Below are 18,517 nucleotides of genomic sequence, written 5' to 3' on the forward strand. Positions count from 1 at the left end.
AGTCTTGACGAATTTGAGAACATGGAAACCACATGCCATGCAATAGCAGTTATTTTCATACATTGGGGTGACGGAGCGGCGTCATGAATGTTTTATCGCCAAATGAATTTTCAGTTTAAGTATCCCGAAAACTTATAAATTCTGGCGCTATTGTGATGAGAAGAAACGCGTCGTCCTAATAAGAGGACGACGCGTTTCTCGCAACATACAGAGAAAGTCTGAGCAAATTTATATACTCTCCTATAATAATTCTATTTATTGAATCGAAGGAGCCTAACGAAGACTCATAACGTTAGACGCCTGAATCTCAGGCCTACGTGAATCTAACGAAGAGTGGTATCGTTATTTCATCCGAACGAGCATGATTGCTGCCCGAAACCATGAAATAAGACGATAGATCTTCGTTAGATTTGAATCGGATCCCTTTTTATGCTCATAACGCTATCAAGTTTCGTTAGAGCTCCGTTTGTCTCCGCTTGTCTTCGCCTGTCTCCACGCCTGTCGCCTGTCGCTCGTCTCCACATCTGTCTCCATCAAAGCCACATTTTATCGCTTTTTGAGTGCTTTCTGTAATGTTCGAACTGCGGCTTTGCTGAGCAAAGCAAATTCAGCTTATCGGCGCTTGACGAATTATGCCAGCGATACAGCGAATTCCGCGGCATCAACCGTATGCTTCAGCAGCGTGGCGATCGTCACCGGACCGACCCCGGCGGGAACGGGCGTAATGGCGAAAGCTCTGCGGATACAGGCGTCGTAGTCCACATCGCCGATATTTCCTTCGTTATAGCCGGCATCCAGCACTACGGCTCCCTCCTTGATCCAATCGCCTTGCACGAAGCTCGGTTTCCCCACCGCCGCGACGACGATATCGGCCAGCCTGACGATATCCGGCAGATTCTCCGTTCGCGAATGACAGGTTGTAACCGTGGCGTTACGATTCAGCAGCATCGCCGACACCGGCTTGCCCAGAATAGGGCTTCTTCCGATCACTACCGCATGCTTGCCCTCGATGGGCAGCTTGTAAGCATCCAGAATCGCCAGGATCGCCGCCGGCGTGCAGGAGGGAAATCTTGCCGTTCCGAACGCCGTTCGCGCATAACCAAGCGTAGTGACACCGTCCACATCCTTGTCGATCGCAATCGCGTCAAAGGCCGCTCTCTCGTCAATGGCATGCGGAACGGGATGCTGCAGCAGAATGCCGTGCACGGCCGGATCCGCATTCAGCCTGTTAATCTCGGCAATGAGCTCGCCGGTTGTCGTCGATGCGGGCAATGCCACGCGAAGCGACTCAATGCCAAGCCTCTTGCACGCGTTGCCCTTCATTCGCACATAAGTCGCGGAAGCCGGATCATCTCCAACCAGTATAGTCGCAAGACAAGGGACGATCCCCTCCTCCGCCAGCCGCGCTATCCGGGGCTCAAGCGCTTCCTTCATGCTCCCGGATACCTTCTTGCCATCCAGAATCAACTTCTCTTCCTGCATGTTCATCAGCTCCTTTTTGGAATGAAAAAAGAGGCAAGGCGAACTTCGCGAGTTCCCTTCCCTCTGCCCAGGCGTACGGCTGTATGAATATGTGCTCCCTCGTGGTCATCCACGCTCCGCCAGTTACACATACGTTAATTATATCAACGGAGGAAACGCTTGTGAACATTTATTACGCAAGCTTCTCTCCACTTGACTCTCTTACATCTGCCGAGGCGCTTCGATTCCGATTAACCGCAGCCCGTTCTCCAGCGTAATAGCGGCAGCCTGCACAAGAGCAAGCCGTGCCCTTTGCAGCGCCTTGTCCTCGGAGAGCACCTTCGACGCATGGTAGAAATGATTGAAGGCTTGCGCCAGATCGACCGCATATCTGGCGATCATGGACGGCTCCAGCTTGCGCATGGCTTGCTCGACGCGCTCCTCGAAGAGATACAGCGCTTTGACCACGCGCATTTCTTCCTCGGTGGACAAGAGGGACGCATCGAAGGCGGCCAATTCCTCTGGATGAGCCGCTTCTCCCGCTTTGCCAAGCACGCTGCACGCCCTTGCATGCGTATATTGCACGTAGGGTCCCGTCTCTCCCTCGAAGCTCAGCGCATTCTCCCAGTTGAAGTCGATATCCTTGATCCGATTATTGCTAAGATCATTGAAGATGACCGCGCCGACCCCAACCTGACGCGCAACCTCCTCCTTGTTCGGCAGATGGGGATTTCTCTCTTCGATAATCTCCCTGATTTTGCCGATCGTCTGGGTCAGCAGCTCCTCGAGCTTGATCACGTTGCCCTTCCGCGTCGACAAGCCCTTCCCTTCAATGCTGACGCGGCCGAATGCCACATGTGAAAGCTCGTCCGCCCACTCGTAACCCATCAGCTCCACAACCTTGAACCATTGTTTAAAATGAAGATTTTGCGCATAGTCGGTCACATAGATGACTTTGTCGAATTGATAATGCCGCTTCCGGTACAGAGCCGCCGCCACGTCCCGCGTATGATAGAGTGAGCTGCCGTCCTGCTTCAGCATCAGAGCGGGAGGCATGTCATAGGCATCCAGCCGGACAAGCCATGCGCCCTCGTCCTGCTCCAGCAGCCCTTTCGAGCGAAGCTCCTCTATCGCCTCGGGCAGCTTGTCGTTATAGAAGCTCTCACCAGCATAGGAGTCGAAGGAGACCTTCAGTAGCTCGTAAATCTTCTGAAACTCCGCAAGGCTGATATCGACGAACCATCTCCATAGCTTGAGAGCCTCAGGGTCCCCTTGCTCCAGCTTCGCGAACCAGGCGCGGGCTTCCTGCTCCAGAGCAGGCTCCTTCTCCGCCGCCTCATGAAAGGCTACATACAAGCGAAGCAATTCATCGATGCCGCGCTCCGTAATTGCGGCTGCTTCGCCCCAGCGCTTGTAAGCGACGATCAGCTTGCCGAATTGCGTGCCCCAATCGCCCAGATGATTCACGCCTACGCAGCGATAGCCCAGAAAGCTGTGAATGCGGTTGAGCGCGTGGCCGATTACCGTGGATCTCAGATGCGCGACATGGAACGGCTTGGCGATATTGGGAGAGGAATAATCGATTACGACCGTCTTCCCTTCGCCGATCCGCTGCGAGCCATACTGTTCGCCAGCCTTTAGAACCTCTTGAACCACCTCTTCGGCAAAGCGGGCTCGATGGAAATATAAATTCAAATAGCCGGATTGGGATTCCGCTCTCGCAAGCTCATCGTCCGCCAGGGCTTCCTTTAACTCATCGGCAATCAGCCCAGGCGCCTTCTTAAGCTGCTTGCTCAGTCTGAAGCAGGGCAACGCCAGATCCCCAAGCTTCGCATCCTGGGGATATTCCATAAGCGCGGCAATGTCTTCGGCGGGCATTCCGAGTCTGTTTGCTATTTTGGCCGCGTAATAAGCTTTATACTGAATCATCTTCTTCCCCTTCTCTCCACGAAACAAAAATACAGCTCCGCCTCTCCTTAAGAGACGAGAACTGTATCCCGCTCGTTCCGTTAACTGTCTGAATCCATTAAAGAAGTTATACAGAATTCGCGGCGAATTGTCAAACTATTGGGCCACTTCATCTATTCCGACATTCCAGCGTTTCCTTTAGCGCCTCCGTCCAACATCGCAGCCTGGCGTTTGAAATGATCCTCGAGCACAAGGCAAGCCATCGCCTCGATTACGGGAACAATTCGCGGACAGATGCACGGATCATGCCTCCCAATCGTCTGTATGCTTCGCTCCTCGCCGGCAACGGAAATCGTCTGCTGCTCCACCGAGATCGAGGAGGTCGGCTTGACCGCAACACGGAAAATAATTTCCTGACCCGTGCTGATGCCTCCCGTGATGCCTCCTCCGTGGTTGCTGAGAAAGCCTTCCTTGCTCATGCCGTCGTTATGCTCGCTGCCGAGCATCGCAGCAGCCGCGAAGCCTTCGCCGAATTCAATGCCCTTCACCGCGCCGATCGACAGCATCGCCTTCGCAAGCTCCGCGTCCAGCTTATCGAATACCGGCTCGCCAAGACCCGCCGGAGCCCCGCTGATGCGGCATTCCACAATGCCGCCGCAGCTATCTCCCGCTTCGGCCAAGCTTTCAATTCTCTTCACCATCTCGGCCGCGGCCTCCGAATCGCAGGCTCGGACCGGATTTTGCTCGATAACGGTCTTGTCGAAGACGCGACAAGCAATGCCTCCCACAGCCCATGTATAGGCCGTTACCTCCACGCCCCGGCGTTCAAGCAGCTTTCTCGCCACCGCGCCTCCCGCCACTCGCCCCGCCGTCTCTCTGCCAGAGGCTCTGCCGCTGCCCCGATGATCCCGAATGCCGTATTTCTGCAAGTAGGTGTAATCGGCATGCCCCGGCCGGAACGCATGCTGAATATCGCTGTACGCCTCCGGCCTCATATCCTGATTATGCAGCATAATGAACAGCGGCGTGCCTGTCGTCTTGCCCTCGAACAGCCCGGACAGGATATGAATCGTATCCGATTCCTTCCGCGGCGTCGTAACGGAGGATTGTCCCGGCTTCCTGCGGTTCATCTGCGCTTGCACATAGGCTTCGTCAAGCTCCACGCCCGGCGTTACGCCGTCGACAATAACGCCCACCGCTTCGCCGTGCGATTCTCCGAAGGTCGTAATTCGGAAGGTCTCTCCGAATGTATTTCCTGCCATTTGCTTCCCCTCCTATGTCTCGTAAATCATCTAATCCTCTTCAACCAATTCATCCTCGTAAACCATCGTAAAGCCCAGCTCTCGCAACCGTTCGAAATAATCCGGACATGTCTTGGACACGCAGCCTGGATCAATCAGACGGATGCCGGACACTCTTGCAGATAAAAGCGACAACGCCATCGCCATTCGATGATCATCATGCGTGTCGAGCGAGGCAGCCTGCGGCGTGCCGGGATATACCGTCACCCCGTCCTGATGCTCATCCGCCCGGATGCCTAGCTTCGTCAATTCCGCGCATATGGCCGCGATCCGGTCGCATTCATGCATGCGGATATGAGCCGCATCCGTTAAGGTAATCGGCGCATCCGCGAACACGGCCATCACGGCAACCGTAAGCAATTGATCCGAGCATGCCCGCATGCTGTGAACGAAGCCTCCCTTGAGCTTGCCCGTTCCCCGCACCTCGACGAAGGAGTCGCCGCGAACGACTGTGCAGCCCATCCTCTCCAAAATAGCAAGAAGTTCCTTATCCGGCTGTCTCGTGCTTCCGATAGCAAGGCCGTCGATTGTTATTCGGCCGTTCGTCAAAGCCGCCAATGCCCAGAAATAGCCGCAGGTCGAAATGTCCGGCTCTAGTTGAAGCCTCCGGCCTTGATAGCTGCCCTGCGGAACTTCGATCCCGGCAATCGCGTTTCCCTGAATAGAAAGCTTGGGAACGATGCCGAAGGCTTCCATCATGTCGATGGTCATTCTGACATATTCCTGCTGCACGAGCTCATCCTCCAGCCGGATCGTTAGCGGCTTCTTGGCATAAGGAGCCGCCATAAGCAGTCCGCTCAGAAACTGGCTGGACGTCGAGCCGGGTATACTTACCTCTCCGCCTCGTAAACCGTTAGCCGTGAGCTTGAAAGGCAGGCTATTCGGGAGACCCGAATAGTCGAAGGTCGCTCCAAGGCTTGATAGTGCGCCCAACAGCGGCGCCATCGGCCGCTCCTGCAGACGCATGCTTCCTGATATCAACCATTCACCTTCTCCGGCAGCCAGTGAAGGAGGCAGGAATCTGGCTGCTGTTCCGGCCGCTCCCACATAAAACGAGCCCTTGCGATTCGGCCATCTGCCTCCGCAGCCTTCAAGCTGTACGGAATCGCCGTCGAGCTTTATTGGGATGCCAAGCCTGGTCAGACAATCGATGCACCAGTACGAATCATCGCTTCGCAGAATGCCGTCGAGTTTTGTGATTCCTTCGGCCATGGCAGCCATGATCAACGCGCGATTGGTCAAGCTTTTGCTGCCGGGAATTCGTATCGCATGATGGAACGGCTTTGCGCGGTCGTATTCGATTGCGACTGCTTTTCGTTGCCGGGAAGCCCATGGCGAGCGTGCTTGTTTATCCGGAATGGATGGTTTGAAATGCAACTCTGTCACCTCATCTCATTGAATGTAGCGTATATTCACATTATAATGAGGAGGATGGAATAAGTGAAATCATGATTTCAGATAACTGTCATAGAGGTGGTCTATATCAAAAACATTCATTTGGAATGGTACCGCATCTTTCTGCATACCGCTCAAGAGCGAAATTTGACAAAGGCCGCGCAAAAGCTGCATATTACGCAGCCCTCCGTCAGCTATGCCATTAAGCAAATTGAGGAAGCGCTGGGCGTCGTATTGTTTCAAAGGCTGTCCAAAGGAGTGGAGCTGACGGACGAGGGCCGCTCGCTGCTCGCCTATGTCGAGCAGTCCTTCGCGCTGCTTCATGCCGCCGAGAGGCATGCGGAGGATCTGAAGTCCTTGACGGACGGGGAGCTGCGCATTGGCGCAAGCGATTCGCTCATTAAGCATTTGCTGCTGCCTTACTTGAATCGCTATCATCAGCAGTATCCCGGCATTCGAATCCGGCTTTCGCATGGCAAGACGCCCGATCTGACCGCTCGTCTCAAGGAAGGCCTGATTGATTGCGCCATCATTCATCTGCCAGTCGAAGAGCCGCAGTTAATCGTGAAAGCACTCGTCAGTCTGCAGGATTGCTTCGTTGTCGGAGAAGCGTTGCGCCGGGCTGGCGACTCTCCTCTGTCAGCGGGCGAGCTGAACAAGCTGCCGCTGTTGCTCCTCTCTGCGGGAAGCAGCACGCGGCAGTTCGTCGAGCGATGGATGGCCGGTCATGGCCTGGAGGTGAAGCCGGATATGGAGCTGGGGAGCGTTGAGTTGCTTGCGGAGTTTGCCGAGCTTGGCTATGGCGCGGCGTTCATCACCCGCTCCTTCGTGGAAGAGAAGGTCAGGGACGGCAAGCTGTTCGAGCTTCGTCTGCAGGATGAGCTGCCTCCGCGAAGCATCGGCTATGCCGTTCGTAAGGAGCGGAAGCTCTCGCTTGCGGCCGAGCAATTCGTGGCTATGCTGGGCGAGCCGGGCAGGGGTTAGCGCTCCAACTTAAAGCAACCTCAACTTCATCCATCTTTAGCAACTGCAGCAATTTCGACAACTTCAACTTCATCCATCTTTAGCAACTACAGCAACTTCGGCATCTTCAACAATTTCAACATCTTCAGCATTTGCAGCATGTGGTCGACCGACCCCCGTCATGCAGCAAAGCACCGAGTGCTGGGAGCTGCACGAGGTGCGTAAATTCGGCATCTCCAGCAATTTCAAGTACTTCAACTGCTCCATCTGCTTCAGCAATTTCAGTAGCTTCCGTCGCAACTCGACGGTTCTATTTGAATCTACTGGAATTTCTCCTGTTTATTTTTTGTTTTTGGAGATGATTATCGTATATGCTGGAAAACCTCCAGCATAAATTTCGGTTTTCGCCCCATTGGCCTGTACTTGAAGGAATAAGCTGGAGAAATTCCAGTACAAGTCGAAATTCATGCTTTAGTAGCAACATATAGGGTAGAAAATCCCGTTTCATCCTGATGGAGGGATTGATGGCTGCCTATTCGCCACCAATAGTCTCTTGACAAAAACGATGTATATCCGGAGTTAGAAAACTTCTCAAAAAAAGATCAACGAATCCTGTCACAGATTCACACCATTCTCCATCTTAGATTATGAAAGACTAAATGGCGAAGGAAGGTATGGTGGATGAAACAATTTGATGTGGCAGTCCTTGGTGGAGGGATTGCAGGCTTGGTGGCAGCAATTGAGTTGGCTCGGGCGGGTAAGTCTGTTGTCCTTATGGAGAAGGCGAGCCAGCTTGGTGGTCGGGCAATATCTGTCAAGAAAAACGGGGCCAGTTTCAATCTTGGCCCTCATGCCATTGTCAAGGGAGGGGCAGCGGATGAAATCTTTCAAGCTTTAGGGATAAGAATTGAAGGGGGATCTCCCTCGGCAAACCTATCAGTTCTATGGAACAATAAGGTCACCCCTATGCTTAAATTTATTTTCTCTCAAAACTTGAGCTGGTCAGGTAAAATGGAGTTGTTAAAGTTTTTTGCCAAGTTTGTAAAAATCGATGCCGATTCAGTGCCGGTTATCAGTCTGAGGAGTTGGATTGAACAAGAGCTTCACGATCCGATGGTTCGTCATATCGTCTACGCAATGCTCAGGGTAGGATCGTTCACACAAGACCCGGATCACCAATTGGCCGGTCCCGTCCTAGGTCATGTAGCTCGCACATCTAGAATCAATAGCATCGTCTATGTACAGGGAGGCTGGCAAACCATCGTTGATCAGCTTTACGCACAGGCAGATCGGGCAGGCGTCTCCATGATGACAGGAACAAACGTAACCGAAATTGAGCATGATGGGGCTGTTCGTAAAATAAGGTTTGCTGACGGCAAGGAGATGGACATCACGCATGTGATTTCCGCCACCCCGCCTGCAGTAACCTCTCGGCTCTTGGGAGATGCGGGATGCAAATCAGTTTTGCGTTGGAAAGAACAGGCTCGTGTAATCGTGGCGGCTTGTTTGGATCTTTCTTTGAAGCGGCTTCCAGTACCAAATCGATTTGCAGTTTTGGGTGTGGATCAACCCGTATACTTCAGTAATCAATCGAAATTTACTCGATTAAGCGAAGCTGGCACTCCGGTGGTGAGCATTATTAAATATAATGGCACTGGTGGAACGGATGCAAAAGCCGACGAACGATTCCTCGAACAGATGATGGACTTGATCCAACCAGGCTGGAAGAAGGAAGTTCTCGCAAGGCAGTATCTCCCCAATATGGTTGTAGCCCACGACTATATGCACGCAGGCAGGGAAGATCGATTTCCGGGTCCAGCCGTACCTGAAATTGCAGGGCTTTATGTGGCGGGAGAGTGGGCCAGCCACGGAGAGCTGCTGTCCGATGCTGCGGCGGCAAGCGGAAGACGTGCGGCGCGGTGTGTGTTAAAGGATATGGAGGAGGCGGGCCGCAAGTCTGACAGGGAATCCATTGTAGTGTGAGTAACAGGAAGAAAGCAGGTGTCATTCATCTTGGAAAACATCGAAACAGAACAATTATATTCCGAGTACAAACCACTGTTGTTCTCCCTTGCTTACCGTATGCTGGGCAGTGTTATGGATGCGGAAGATATTGTCCAGGAAACCTTTTTGACAGTATATAAATCTGGTTTAGACCACATTCAAAATATGAAAGCATACATGTGCAAAATCGTAACGAACCGCTGTCTCGAACTGCTTCGTTCTACGAGCAAACAGCGGGGAGTCTATATCGGAACCTGGCTTCCTGAACCGCTCGTGACAGATGCGAGTGATGAAACGGATCCGATGCAATCCTACTTGCAGAAGGAAGCGATATCGACCGCTTACTTGCTGTTGTTGCAGCAATTATCTTATGTGGAGCGGGCCGTATTCTTGCTGCGCGAGGCAATGCAATACGATTATGAAGAAATTGCCGACATCGTCGGCAAGAGCAGTGCTAACTGTCGGCAAATATTTCATCGAGCTAGACGCAGTCTTAGTGTAAAGCATGATCCGGATCATTTGGAACACTCAGATCGTGAGCAAACCGCCAGCTTGGTAGAGCAATTCATGTCTGCTCTTACTTCAGGTGACGCAGCGCAAATCATGAAATGCCTATCGACTGACGCAGTACTCTTCACAGATGGGGGCGGCAAAGTAAAAGTGCTGCCGCAGCCCCTTCATGGACATCTACGAATTTCCAGCATTATGGCGGTTTATTTCAAAAAATTCCCTTGGAGCTTTACTTACCGTAACACTCTCGTAAATGGCCTGCCTGGAATCGTCGTATATATAGATGAAAAAAAGTTGACTGTCATTTCATTCAAGGTTCTGGTCGGCAAAATCGTTAATCTCTACATTGTTGCAAATCCTGATAAATTGACACATGTGCATTAGTGAGCATGAATGCCTTGACACAGAAACAGAAGGTATCATTTATTATACGAATCAAACTTGAAAATGGAGGACAGCCTTATGAACCTCGCACTGTGGATCGCAACCGGATTGCTCGCCGTAGTCGCTTTGGCCGGCGGTATCATCAAGACATCCATCCCCAAGTGGAAACTGGCCGAGCAATATGGCGGAGGGTGGGTTAAAAACGTTAGCGTCGGGTTCGTCAAGACGATTGGAGTACTCGAAATTCTGGCTGCGGCAGGCCTGATTCTTCCCGCCGTAGTCGACACTGCGCCGATCCTAGTTCCAGTGACTGCTGTCTGCTGGATGGTGGTGATGATTGGCGCGATTATCACCCACCTCCGCCTCGGCGAAGGCAAACTAGTAGCGGTGAACCTGATCTATCTCGCGCTGGCAGCATTCATAGCGTGGGGCCGCTTCGGACCCGAGTCCTTCATCCTCTGACCGATCTCAAAGCAAGATACTCTGTGACGCTCTCAGTCTGCTCTCCGCCGGCACGATGAGAACAGATGAAGACGCCGTCTTGCAATACACTGTCCTTTGCAGAACGGCCTGGCTTCCTTGTCGATGCATGTATGCAACATCCTTATCAAAATAACCGCATCAGCGTTCATTTTGTTGCACATTCGCAGCATTGCTCCATGCTACTCTTCTATGGTCAAAAAGCCGCCCCGCAAGCAGCAATATCTGCTCGAAGGGCGGCTTTCGTCCGTAATGGACACTTCATCTTATTCATCTTATTCAACTTTGCTCAATAAGCTCGATCCATTCATTGAACTCCGTTTGAAGCTTCGAATATTCGACAGACAGCTTCCGATGCACATCGAGCAAATCCGCATGCTCCTCGGATAAGCGGGACGAGATTCTTGTCGCTTCGTCGCGCTCATGCTGCAAATTGTTCATTTGCTCTCTCCACTGCGTCTCATCGACCGTTGTCGCCGCAGCTTCTTGCAGCGCCAGCTCCATCTTCTCGCGAAGACTTGCTTCCAGCTCTTCATGCTCGGCCTGCATTCGGCGATACTGTAGAGCCTCTTCTTCCGCTTCGAGCAATGCATTCTTCAGCTCTTGCAGCTCGTTCTCCAGCTTCTCCTGCGCTTGTAGCAACTCTTGAAGCTGCCCGACGGCAATTCGTTCGCGGGCAGCCGTCCATTCGAATTGCTGCGACAATTCGTATTCTTCATCCTTTTGGGCTTGAAGACGCTTCTCCAACTCCTGCTCCTTCGCATGCCCCTCTTCGAGCTGCGCTTCAAGCTCGGCAGTTTTCTCCTGCGCCTCTGCCAATTGAGCCGCGAAGCCAGATTCCTTCGCTTCGCTATCATTCAACAAGAATGTCAGCTCGCCTTCCCGCTGCGAGGAAGCTTCGAGCTTCTCTTGCAGCTCACGTTCCTTCGCTCGCCGCTCATCCAGTTCGCTGACGAGCTCTAGCTCCTTCGACTGGAGCGAATCCAGCCTCTCCTCCAGCTCTTGCTCCTTGAACCTGTACGAATCCAACTGCTTCACTAATTCCCGCTCACTCGATTGCAGCTCGTCCAACTGCTCCACTAGCTGCCGCTCTCTCGCCTGAAGTTCATCCAGTTGCTTCACTTGCTCTTGCTCTCGGGCGGTCTGATTCGCCAGTTGCTTCTTCCAAGCTTCTTCTTCAGCAAGCTGCGCTTCAACCTGCTCGGTCAGCTCCAACTGCGCCATCAATTGCTCCTCTAGCAAATGCTCAAGCTCCAGCACCTTCGACTGTCTGGTCTCAAGCTGCTTCGACAGCTCTTGCGCGGATGAGCGCTCGGAATCTAGCTCCTTTGAAAGCTCTCGTGCGGATGAACGCTCAGACTCTAGCTCCTTTGAAAGCTCTCGTGCGGATGAACGCTCAGACTCTAGCTCCTTGGACAGCTCGCGCAAGGATAAACGCTCGGAATCCAGCTGCTCCGACAAGCTCTTCGAGCTTGCTTGCTCAGCGTCTAGCTGCTCCAGAAGCTCTTCGGCTGTTGTCCGCTCGGCTTCAAGCTGTCTGGTCAGCTCCTGAGCTCTTGTCTGCTCGGCTTCAAGCCGCTCCAACAGCTCCAGAGACGTTGCCTGCTCGGAGGCCAGCTTCTCCGATAGCTCCCTGACGTTTGTCCGTTCAGCTTCAAGCTGTCGTTCAAGCTCCTGGCCGCCTTTTTCGAGTCTGATTCGTTGCTCCTGCCACTCTTTCTCTTGTCCGCGAAGCTTCTCCAGTTCTTCCGTCAATTCGAGCTCTGTCATCAGCCCGTCTTCCACTTGCTTCTCAAGCTCTTGCTCCTTAGCCCTTTGACTGGAGAGCTGCTCCGTCAGCTCGCGCACCTTCGACCGCAGAGCTTCAAGCTGCTTCGCAAGCTCCTGACCATTTGACCGCTGAGACTCTAGTTGCCTGACCCGTTCTTCCTCTTCAAGCTTCCGCTGCTCCAGCATCTCCCGCAGCTCGTTCTCCAGGCCGGTTTGAAGCTCCAGTCTCTGCTCCAGCTCGCTTTCCTTGACCAACTGATGCTCCAGCAGTTCGGATAATTCGCCTTCCTTGACCGTCATGGACGCAAGCTTTTCTTTAAGCTCCCGTTCATTCGCAGCCAGCAGCTCCAACTGATCCGCATAGCTTTGCTCAGCCCGCTTTGCCGCATCCATCCGGGCTTGAAGCGACTGCAGTCGCGCATTCAACTCCTCCTGAATCTTCTTATGCTCATGAGCGAGCAGATGCTTGCTCTCCTCCATTGCCGCTTCTTGCTTCTTCAGCTCTTCCGTATGTTCATCATTTAACGACTTGACGACAACAGCATGCTCCTCATTCAACTGATTCAGCTCAAAATAATGCTCATCCAGCTTGCCCTTCATCTCCTCGGCATGGGCTGCTCGCAATTTCTCCAGCTCTGCCGCATGCTCGGCGGCTTGCTTCTGCATCGACTCCTGATAAGTCGTCTTCCGCCTGTTCAGATCATCAGACAGCTCCTTGGCGAATTGCTGCGCCTCCTCCAGCTTCCCGCCATAATCCATATTCTCTTGCTGCAGCTGCGACAATTCATTACGCAACGACTCGTCCTGCTCAAGCGCTTGCAGAATCTGTTCATCCGCAGCCGCCAGTCGCAGCTCCATCGCTTCCTTATCGGCCTGCTGCTGATTTCTTGACTCTTCCAGCTGCGACAACAGCTTCGTCCGTTCCTCCAGCCAGCCGTTCCGGCGTCGTTCGAGATCGGCCCGCCCCGCTTCCTCAAGCTTTTTGAGCTCAGCTTGCCAATACGCTTCCCGCTCTCCGAGCTGAGATTTGCTCTTCTCCTCAAGCTCCGCCTTCATAGCGGCGAGTTCCTGCTCCTTGGCGCTCGACAGCTCCTCCAACGCTTTCCCGCTCTCCAGCCGCAACGCTTCAAGCTGCCGCTCCTGCTCCTGCGTAAGATTCGAAATCGCTTGCTCTTTCTCCGTCTTAAGCCGGCTCTCGATTTGTTCCTTCTCCGTGGTTAAGCTAGCGACCACACGCTCCATCTGCTCGGTTAGTTCGGCAACCTCTTGCTCCTTCTCTCCGATCAGATTGGCAACGGCCTGTTCCCTCTCTTCCACAAGCTCGGCAACTGCCAGCTCCTTCTCTTCCGTCAACCTCGCCGCGATTTGATTCTTCTCGCGAGTAAGCACATCCGCAATCTGATTTTTCTCCGTGGTCAGCTTCTCTACCGCCTGCTTCTTCTCCTCCTGAAGCGCGGCAATGACAGCATCCTTCTCGCTGCCCTGCGCGGCGAGCGCCGCTTCCATCTTGGCCGTGAGACTCTCCCTGAACCTAGCCAGGTCCTCCTCATGCTTCCGCTTCGAATCGGCCAAGCTTTGCGCGTGGGCAGCGCTCGCCTCGGCAGCGGCCGCTTGCTCCGCCTGCTTCTGCTCGTCCAATAACGCCAGCAATTCCGCAAGCTCCTTCTCGGATGCCGCCTTCAGCTCCTCCATCCTTTGCCGGGACGCTTGATGATTTTGCTCGAGCTCGGACTTCAGCTTCTCCGTCCGCTGCTCCTCCTGCTCCAGCTTGCTTTTGATCAGGATGAGCTTCGCTTCTTCCTCGAGCAGTCGCGAATTCTCGCGCCGCAGCCCGAATACCTCCTCCGTCACCTGCATCGCGCAGAGCACGGCAACCTTATGATAATCCAGCTGTGGATAGCTCTTCGCCAGCTTCTTCATGCTTTCATCGAGCGAGCTTGCCACTTTCTTCATATATTCTACATTTGAATCGCCTTTTAGCTTGTATTGAACCCCATATATATCAACAGTTACCACAACTTGTTCAGCGTCCATGAAGTGTTATCCTCCCATCGTTTCCATGTCGATTCCTACTTTTTCCCTATAGAAAAAGCTGCATCGACGTTCACAAGGAACTAATTCGATGCGGCTTAGGAGGTTTCCTGCTTATTTGCGCAATTCCGCGCCAAAAGAATGTTCTAATTTTTGCACCACGGCAGCATGCAGCGAAGTGACCTCTTCATCGGTCAATGTACGCTCCCCATGGCGGTACACGAACGACATCGCAATGCTCTTCTTGCCTGCCTCCATCCGGTCTCCCGTATACACGTCGAATACCTGCAGCGATTCGAGAAGCTCACCGGCTGTGCTTCTTGCAGCATCAGTTAAGCTTGCTGCCGCGACCTCGCTGTCCACGACAACCGCCAGATCCCGTTCGATCGCCGGATATTTCGGAAGCACGCGGTATTCGATATCGAAATCCGCTGCCTCGTAGCATTCATCCAGCTCGACTTCAATGACATACGTATCTCCGAGATCCGATTCCAGCTGAAGCGTCGGATGAAGCTGACCGACATAACCGATTACTTTAGGCCCATCGACGCCTCCAATCGATACTGCAGCCGTTCTTCCCGGATGGAAATGCTCGGGCTGAGCGGGAGCATAGGATATTTTCGAAGTAAGACCCAGCACCGCGAACACATTCTCCAGAATTCCTTTCGCATCGTAAAAATCATACGCCTCAGCCTTCACATTCCACCCAGCCTCCAGCCTGTTGCCGGTCAGCAGCACCGCGAAGCGATGCTTCTCCTGCGGCAATTGCGTCAAAGTCTCCTCATGCGTATGGAACACGCTGCCAATCTCGAACAATCCCGCGGAAGGCGACTTCCGATTGCGGTTATAGACAGCCGCTTCGAGCAGCTGCGCGACAAGCGAAGTGCGAAGCACGCTGCGGTCCTCGCTCATCGGCATCGCCAGGCGAACAGCCTTCAAGCTGGATGACAGCTCTTTGAACAACGCCGTTCTGGCAGGACTTGTGAAGGAGTAGCTGATTACCTCATGCAGTCCCCAATCCGTCAGCCGCTTGCGCAGCTCGCGGCGAATCGCCTGCGGCTTCGTGAGCGCGCCGGGAATCACCTCGCCATGAATATGCGTCGTAGGGATATTGTCGTAGCCATGCAGACGCGCCACCTCTTCGATCAGATCGACCGCGCGCGTAATATCGCCTCTGCGAGTCGGCACATCGACTTGGAACAGATCTTCTCCCGCTACGGAATAGGGAAACTTCAATCTTTCGAAAATCGTCCGGACTTCCACTCTCGACAGCTCCGTGCCCAGATAATCGTTGATTTTCTGCAGCGATACCGAAACCTGCTTCGCCTCGGGAGCATCGGATTGAACCTCGACGATACCGTCCGTTACCAAGCCTTCAGCCAGCTCCGCAATAAGAGCGGCTGCGCGATTGAGCGCCGGAATGACGTTCGATGGATCCACTTCCTTCTCGAAGCGGATGCTCGATTCCGAGCGCAGTCCAAGCTGTCTGGAAGTTTTGCGAACCGTTCCCCCGTCAAAGCGAGCCGATTCCAGCAAAATATTCACCGTACCCGCCGTCACCTCCGTGCTCGCTCCGCCCATCACGCCGGCCAGCGCGATCGGCTCGCTGCCGTCGGTAATGACGAGCATATGCGGCTCGAGGCGACGCTCCTGATCGTCAAGCGTCATCATCGTTTCGCCGTCCTTCGCCATGCGAACGGCGATTTTGCCGCTGCCGACCCGGTCGGCGTCGAACGCATGAAGCGGCTGTCCGAATTCCAGCATCACGAAATTCGTTACATCGACCACATTGTTAATCGGTCTGATGCCCGCCGCCATCAATCGATTCTGCAGCCATTGCGGCGAAGGGCCGATCTTCACGTCTTTAATATAGCGCGCCGAATAATGCGGACAGGCTTCCTTCGCTTCCACCTCGACGGCGACCAAATCAGCCGTTTTTACCGATGCTCCGTTTACGTCCAGATCCGGCAGCTTCACCTCGCGGCCGGTCAACGCGCCTATCTCGTAGGCAACGCCGAGCATACTCAGGCAGTCGGAACGATTCGGCGTCAAATCCAGCTCAAGCACCTCATCGTTAATAGCAAGCACATCGCCGATTGGCGTGCCGATCTTCGTCGATGATGGCAACACCAGAATGCCTTCCTGCTGCTCCTTCGACAGCAGCTTGTCGTTCAAGCCAAGCTCCTTCGCCGAGCAGATCATGCCTTGCGACTCCACGCCGCGCAGCTTCGCGCGCTTAATCTTGAAGTCGCCGGGCAATACCGCGCCGATCACCGCAACAGGGACAAGCTGTCCCGCATCGACGTTCTTCGCGCCGCATACGATTTGCAGCTCCTCGCCCGTGCCGACATCGACCTTGCATACGTTCAGCTTATCCGCGTCGGGATGCTTCTCCTTCGATACGACATGACCAACGACGACGCCAGTCACACCCTTGTTCCTAGACTCCACGCCGTCGATTTCGATGCCGCCGCGCGTCATTTTCTCAGCGAGCTCTTCGCCTGTCAATCCGTTCAAATCGATATATTCGTTCAACCATGCATAGGATACCTTCATCTCACATCTTCCCTTCTCTCTTGAATCACATTCTCGCGAACTGGCCCAGGAACCTTAGATCATTCGTGTAGAAATGGCGGATATCGTCAATGCCGTATTTCAGCAAAGCGATTCGCTCGACGCCCATGCCGAATGCGAAGCCGCTCACTTCCTCCGGATCGTAGCCTCCCATCTCCAGCACGCTCGGATGCACCATGCCGCAGCCGAGAATTTCCAGCCAGCCGGTGCCCTTGCACATCCGGCAGCCATGGCCGCCGCATTGCACGCAGGTCACGTCCACCTCGGCGCTCGGCTCCGTGAACGGGAAGAAGCTTGGACGCAAACGGATCTGCGCCTGCGCGCCGAACATCTGCTGAACGAAATGCAGAAGCGTGCCTTTCAGATCGCTCATGCGAATGCCTTTGCCGATAACGAGACCCTCGATCTGATTGAACTGGAAGCTATGAGTCGCATCGTCGTCGTCGCGGCGATACACCTTGCCCGGGCAGATGACCTTGACCGGCGTTGCGCCGCCCTTCGCCTGCATCGTGCGAACCTGCACCGGAGAAGTATGCGTGCGCATCAGAATCTCGTCCGTAATATAGAAGGAATCCTGCATATCGCGGGCAGGATGGTTTTTCGGCAGATTAAGCGCCTCGAAATTGAAATAATCCGTCTCCACCTCGGGCCCCTCTGCAATCGAGAAGCCCAGTCCAAGGAACACATCCTCAATCTCCTGCGCCGTCTTGTTCAGCGGATGCACTGCCGCTCTCGGCAGCGCTCGGCCCGGCAGCGTCACATCGATCGTTTCCTTGCGAAGCCTGTTATTCGTCTCCTCCTGCTGGAACGCTTCCTGCTTTTCATTAATGACGCCTTCAATTGCGGACCGCACCGCGTTCGCTACTTCTCCGATAACGGGACGCTCCTCCGCGCTAAGTCCTCCCATGCCGCGCAAGATTTCCGTTAGAGCGCCCTTCTTGCCCAAATACTTCACTCGCAGCTCGCCAAGCGCAGCCGCCGACTCCACCGTCTGCAGCTCTTGCAGCGCGCTGACGCGAAGCTCCTCCAGCCTTTCTTTCATCGATATCGCCTCCTGAATGTGTGAACCTGTTCCTGCCTTTTGCACCACTTGCTAACAAAGCAGCCTGCTGCAAATGCAACCTGCAACAAAGCAGCCTACTGCAGATGCAACATGCCGCAAAAGCAACCTGCAACAAAAAAAGGCCCCTCCTCCCCGAAGGGACGGAAGAACCGTGTTACCACCCTAATTCGAAATGACCGATTGCATGCTGCGCGCCTCCCAGGATGTAAACCATTCTGTCGATAGGCGAGCCTGCTCCTTCGGCATTTCCTCTAGCACCCGATAACGGCGGAAACCGTAACTCCCTACTTCAGCCGCAGAACCGGAGTTCAGCGTGTTCAGGAGCATGCTCCGGAGCGAACTTCGGCAGCCTGATTTCACAAGAACGCTCTCAATCTTCGGCGTCCTCTCCCTGTCTGAAGGCACTGCTTACTCTTCTCCATCTCGGCATTTCATTATGCAAAACATTAATCTTTATTATATGCAAATGGCTCTGCGGTTGCAACAGCTCGATTGGATTAAATCACTATCTGGCTCGTTTGCTTGGCTTTTGATGTTCGCGATATGGAGAAATAGAATGTGATCGAATGAGCAGCGAGATCGGATGAGCTTCGAATGGCATATAATGGAATCAAACGGCCTGTCAAATTCGTTTCTAACGAAAACTGGTAACGCTATTTGCGACTTTCGACAC

General features: G+C 53.7%; 12 protein-coding genes and 1 riboswitch. Of the genes, 4 read left to right on the top strand and 8 right to left on the bottom strand.

The genetic code is table 11. The features are described from left to right. Positions 1-630: 630 nt before the first annotated feature. The 4 genes from HFP08_RS12500 to aroA all read right to left on the bottom strand — a co-directional run bounded on the left by HFP08_RS12500 (position 631) and on the right by aroA (position 6,047). A complete protein-coding gene (locus tag HFP08_RS12500; RefSeq protein ID WP_168120945.1) occupies positions 631-1,482 on the bottom strand; it encodes a bifunctional 5,10-methylenetetrahydrofolate dehydrogenase/5,10-methenyltetrahydrofolate cyclohydrolase in 852 nt (283 codons plus the stop codon). A gap of 58 nt (positions 1,483-1,540) precedes the next feature. Next, a riboswitch (ZMP/ZTP riboswitch) is annotated at positions 1,541-1,619 on the bottom strand. A gap of 64 nt (positions 1,620-1,683) precedes the next feature. Continuing rightward, the gene (gene argS, locus HFP08_RS12505) at positions 1,684-3,387 is read right to left on the bottom strand and encodes an arginine--tRNA ligase (RefSeq protein ID WP_168121126.1); all 1,704 of its coding nucleotides are present in this window, start codon (positions 3,385-3,387) and stop codon (positions 1,684-1,686) included. Positions 3,388-3,542: 155 nt separating this feature from the next. Then, a complete protein-coding gene (gene aroC / locus HFP08_RS12510) occupies positions 3,543-4,631 on the bottom strand; it encodes a chorismate synthase (RefSeq protein ID WP_168120946.1) in 1,089 nt (362 codons plus the stop codon). 30 nt (positions 4,632-4,661) lie between these two features. Further along, a complete protein-coding gene (gene aroA, locus HFP08_RS12515; protein ID WP_240941332.1) occupies positions 4,662-6,047 on the bottom strand; it encodes a 3-phosphoshikimate 1-carboxyvinyltransferase in 1,386 nt (461 codons plus the stop codon). A gap of 96 nt (positions 6,048-6,143) precedes the next feature. Between aroA and HFP08_RS12520 the strand changes: the two genes are divergently transcribed. Then, complete coding sequence (locus tag HFP08_RS12520) at positions 6,144-7,049, top strand: LysR family transcriptional regulator (protein WP_240941333.1); 906 nt, start codon at positions 6,144-6,146, stop codon at positions 7,047-7,049. Positions 7,050-7,118: 69 nt separating this feature from the next. On the opposite strand, the gene HFP08_RS12525 is transcribed toward HFP08_RS12520, so the two are convergent. Continuing rightward, entirely contained in the window at positions 7,119-7,307 is a 189-nt protein-coding gene (locus HFP08_RS12525; protein ID WP_168120947.1) for a hypothetical protein, read from the bottom strand. A gap of 402 nt (positions 7,308-7,709) precedes the next feature. Here HFP08_RS12525 and HFP08_RS12530 point away from each other — a divergent pair, with 402 nt between their 5' ends. The 3 genes from HFP08_RS12530 (at position 7,710) to HFP08_RS12540 (ending at position 10,388) form a co-directional block, all read left to right on the top strand. Further along, complete coding sequence (locus HFP08_RS12530; RefSeq protein WP_168120948.1) at positions 7,710-9,011, top strand: phytoene desaturase family protein; 1,302 nt, start codon at positions 7,710-7,712, stop codon at positions 9,009-9,011. A gap of 30 nt (positions 9,012-9,041) precedes the next feature. Continuing rightward, on the top strand, positions 9,042-9,926 hold the full coding sequence (locus HFP08_RS12535) for an RNA polymerase sigma-70 factor (protein WP_481856568.1): 885 nt from the start codon (positions 9,042-9,044) through the stop codon (positions 9,924-9,926). Positions 9,927-10,004: 78 nt separating this feature from the next. Further along, entirely contained in the window at positions 10,005-10,388 is a 384-nt protein-coding gene (locus HFP08_RS12540) for a DoxX family protein (RefSeq protein WP_168120949.1), read from the top strand. A gap of 297 nt (positions 10,389-10,685) precedes the next feature. Here HFP08_RS12540 and zapA read toward each other — a convergent pair whose 3' ends face one another. From zapA to pheS, 3 genes are all read right to left on the bottom strand, one after another. Then, positions 10,686-14,210 (bottom strand): cell division protein ZapA, encoded by a 3,525-nt coding sequence (gene zapA / locus HFP08_RS12545; RefSeq protein WP_168120950.1) that lies wholly within the window; start codon positions 14,208-14,210, stop codon positions 10,686-10,688. 111 nt (positions 14,211-14,321) lie between these two features. Next, complete coding sequence (gene pheT / locus HFP08_RS12550) at positions 14,322-16,763, bottom strand: phenylalanine--tRNA ligase subunit beta (protein WP_168120951.1); 2,442 nt, start codon at positions 16,761-16,763, stop codon at positions 14,322-14,324. Between the two features lie 25 nt (positions 16,764-16,788). After that, positions 16,789-17,823: a phenylalanine--tRNA ligase subunit alpha gene (pheS, locus tag HFP08_RS12555; protein ID WP_168120952.1), complete on the bottom strand. Its 1,035-nt coding sequence runs from the start codon at positions 17,821-17,823 to the stop codon at positions 16,789-16,791. Positions 17,824-18,517: the final 694 nt, after the last annotated feature.

It is taken from the genome of Paenibacillus sp. HB172176, assembly GCF_011947265.1.
Lineage (GTDB): Bacteria > Bacillota > Bacilli > Paenibacillales > Paenibacillaceae > Pristimantibacillus.

Coding starts and splice junctions, on each gene's coding strand:
- zapA (WP_168120950.1), bottom strand. CDS start 14,210: ATGGACGCTGAACAAGTTGTGGTAACTGTTGATATATATGGGGTTCAA.
- aroC (WP_168120946.1), bottom strand. CDS start 4,631: ATGGCAGGAAATACATTCGGAGAGACCTTCCGAATTACGACCTTCGGA.
- pheS (WP_168120952.1), bottom strand. CDS start 17,823: ATGAAAGAAAGGCTGGAGGAGCTTCGCGTCAGCGCGCTGCAAGAGCTG.
- HFP08_RS12500 (WP_168120945.1), bottom strand. CDS start 1,482: ATGCAGGAAGAGAAGTTGATTCTGGATGGCAAGAAGGTATCCGGGAGC.
- HFP08_RS12540 (WP_168120949.1), top strand. CDS start 10,005: ATGAACCTCGCACTGTGGATCGCAACCGGATTGCTCGCCGTAGTCGCT.
- pheT (WP_168120951.1), bottom strand. CDS start 16,763: ATGAAGGTATCCTATGCATGGTTGAACGAATATATCGATTTGAACGGA.
- HFP08_RS12530 (WP_168120948.1), top strand. CDS start 7,710: ATGAAACAATTTGATGTGGCAGTCCTTGGTGGAGGGATTGCAGGCTTG.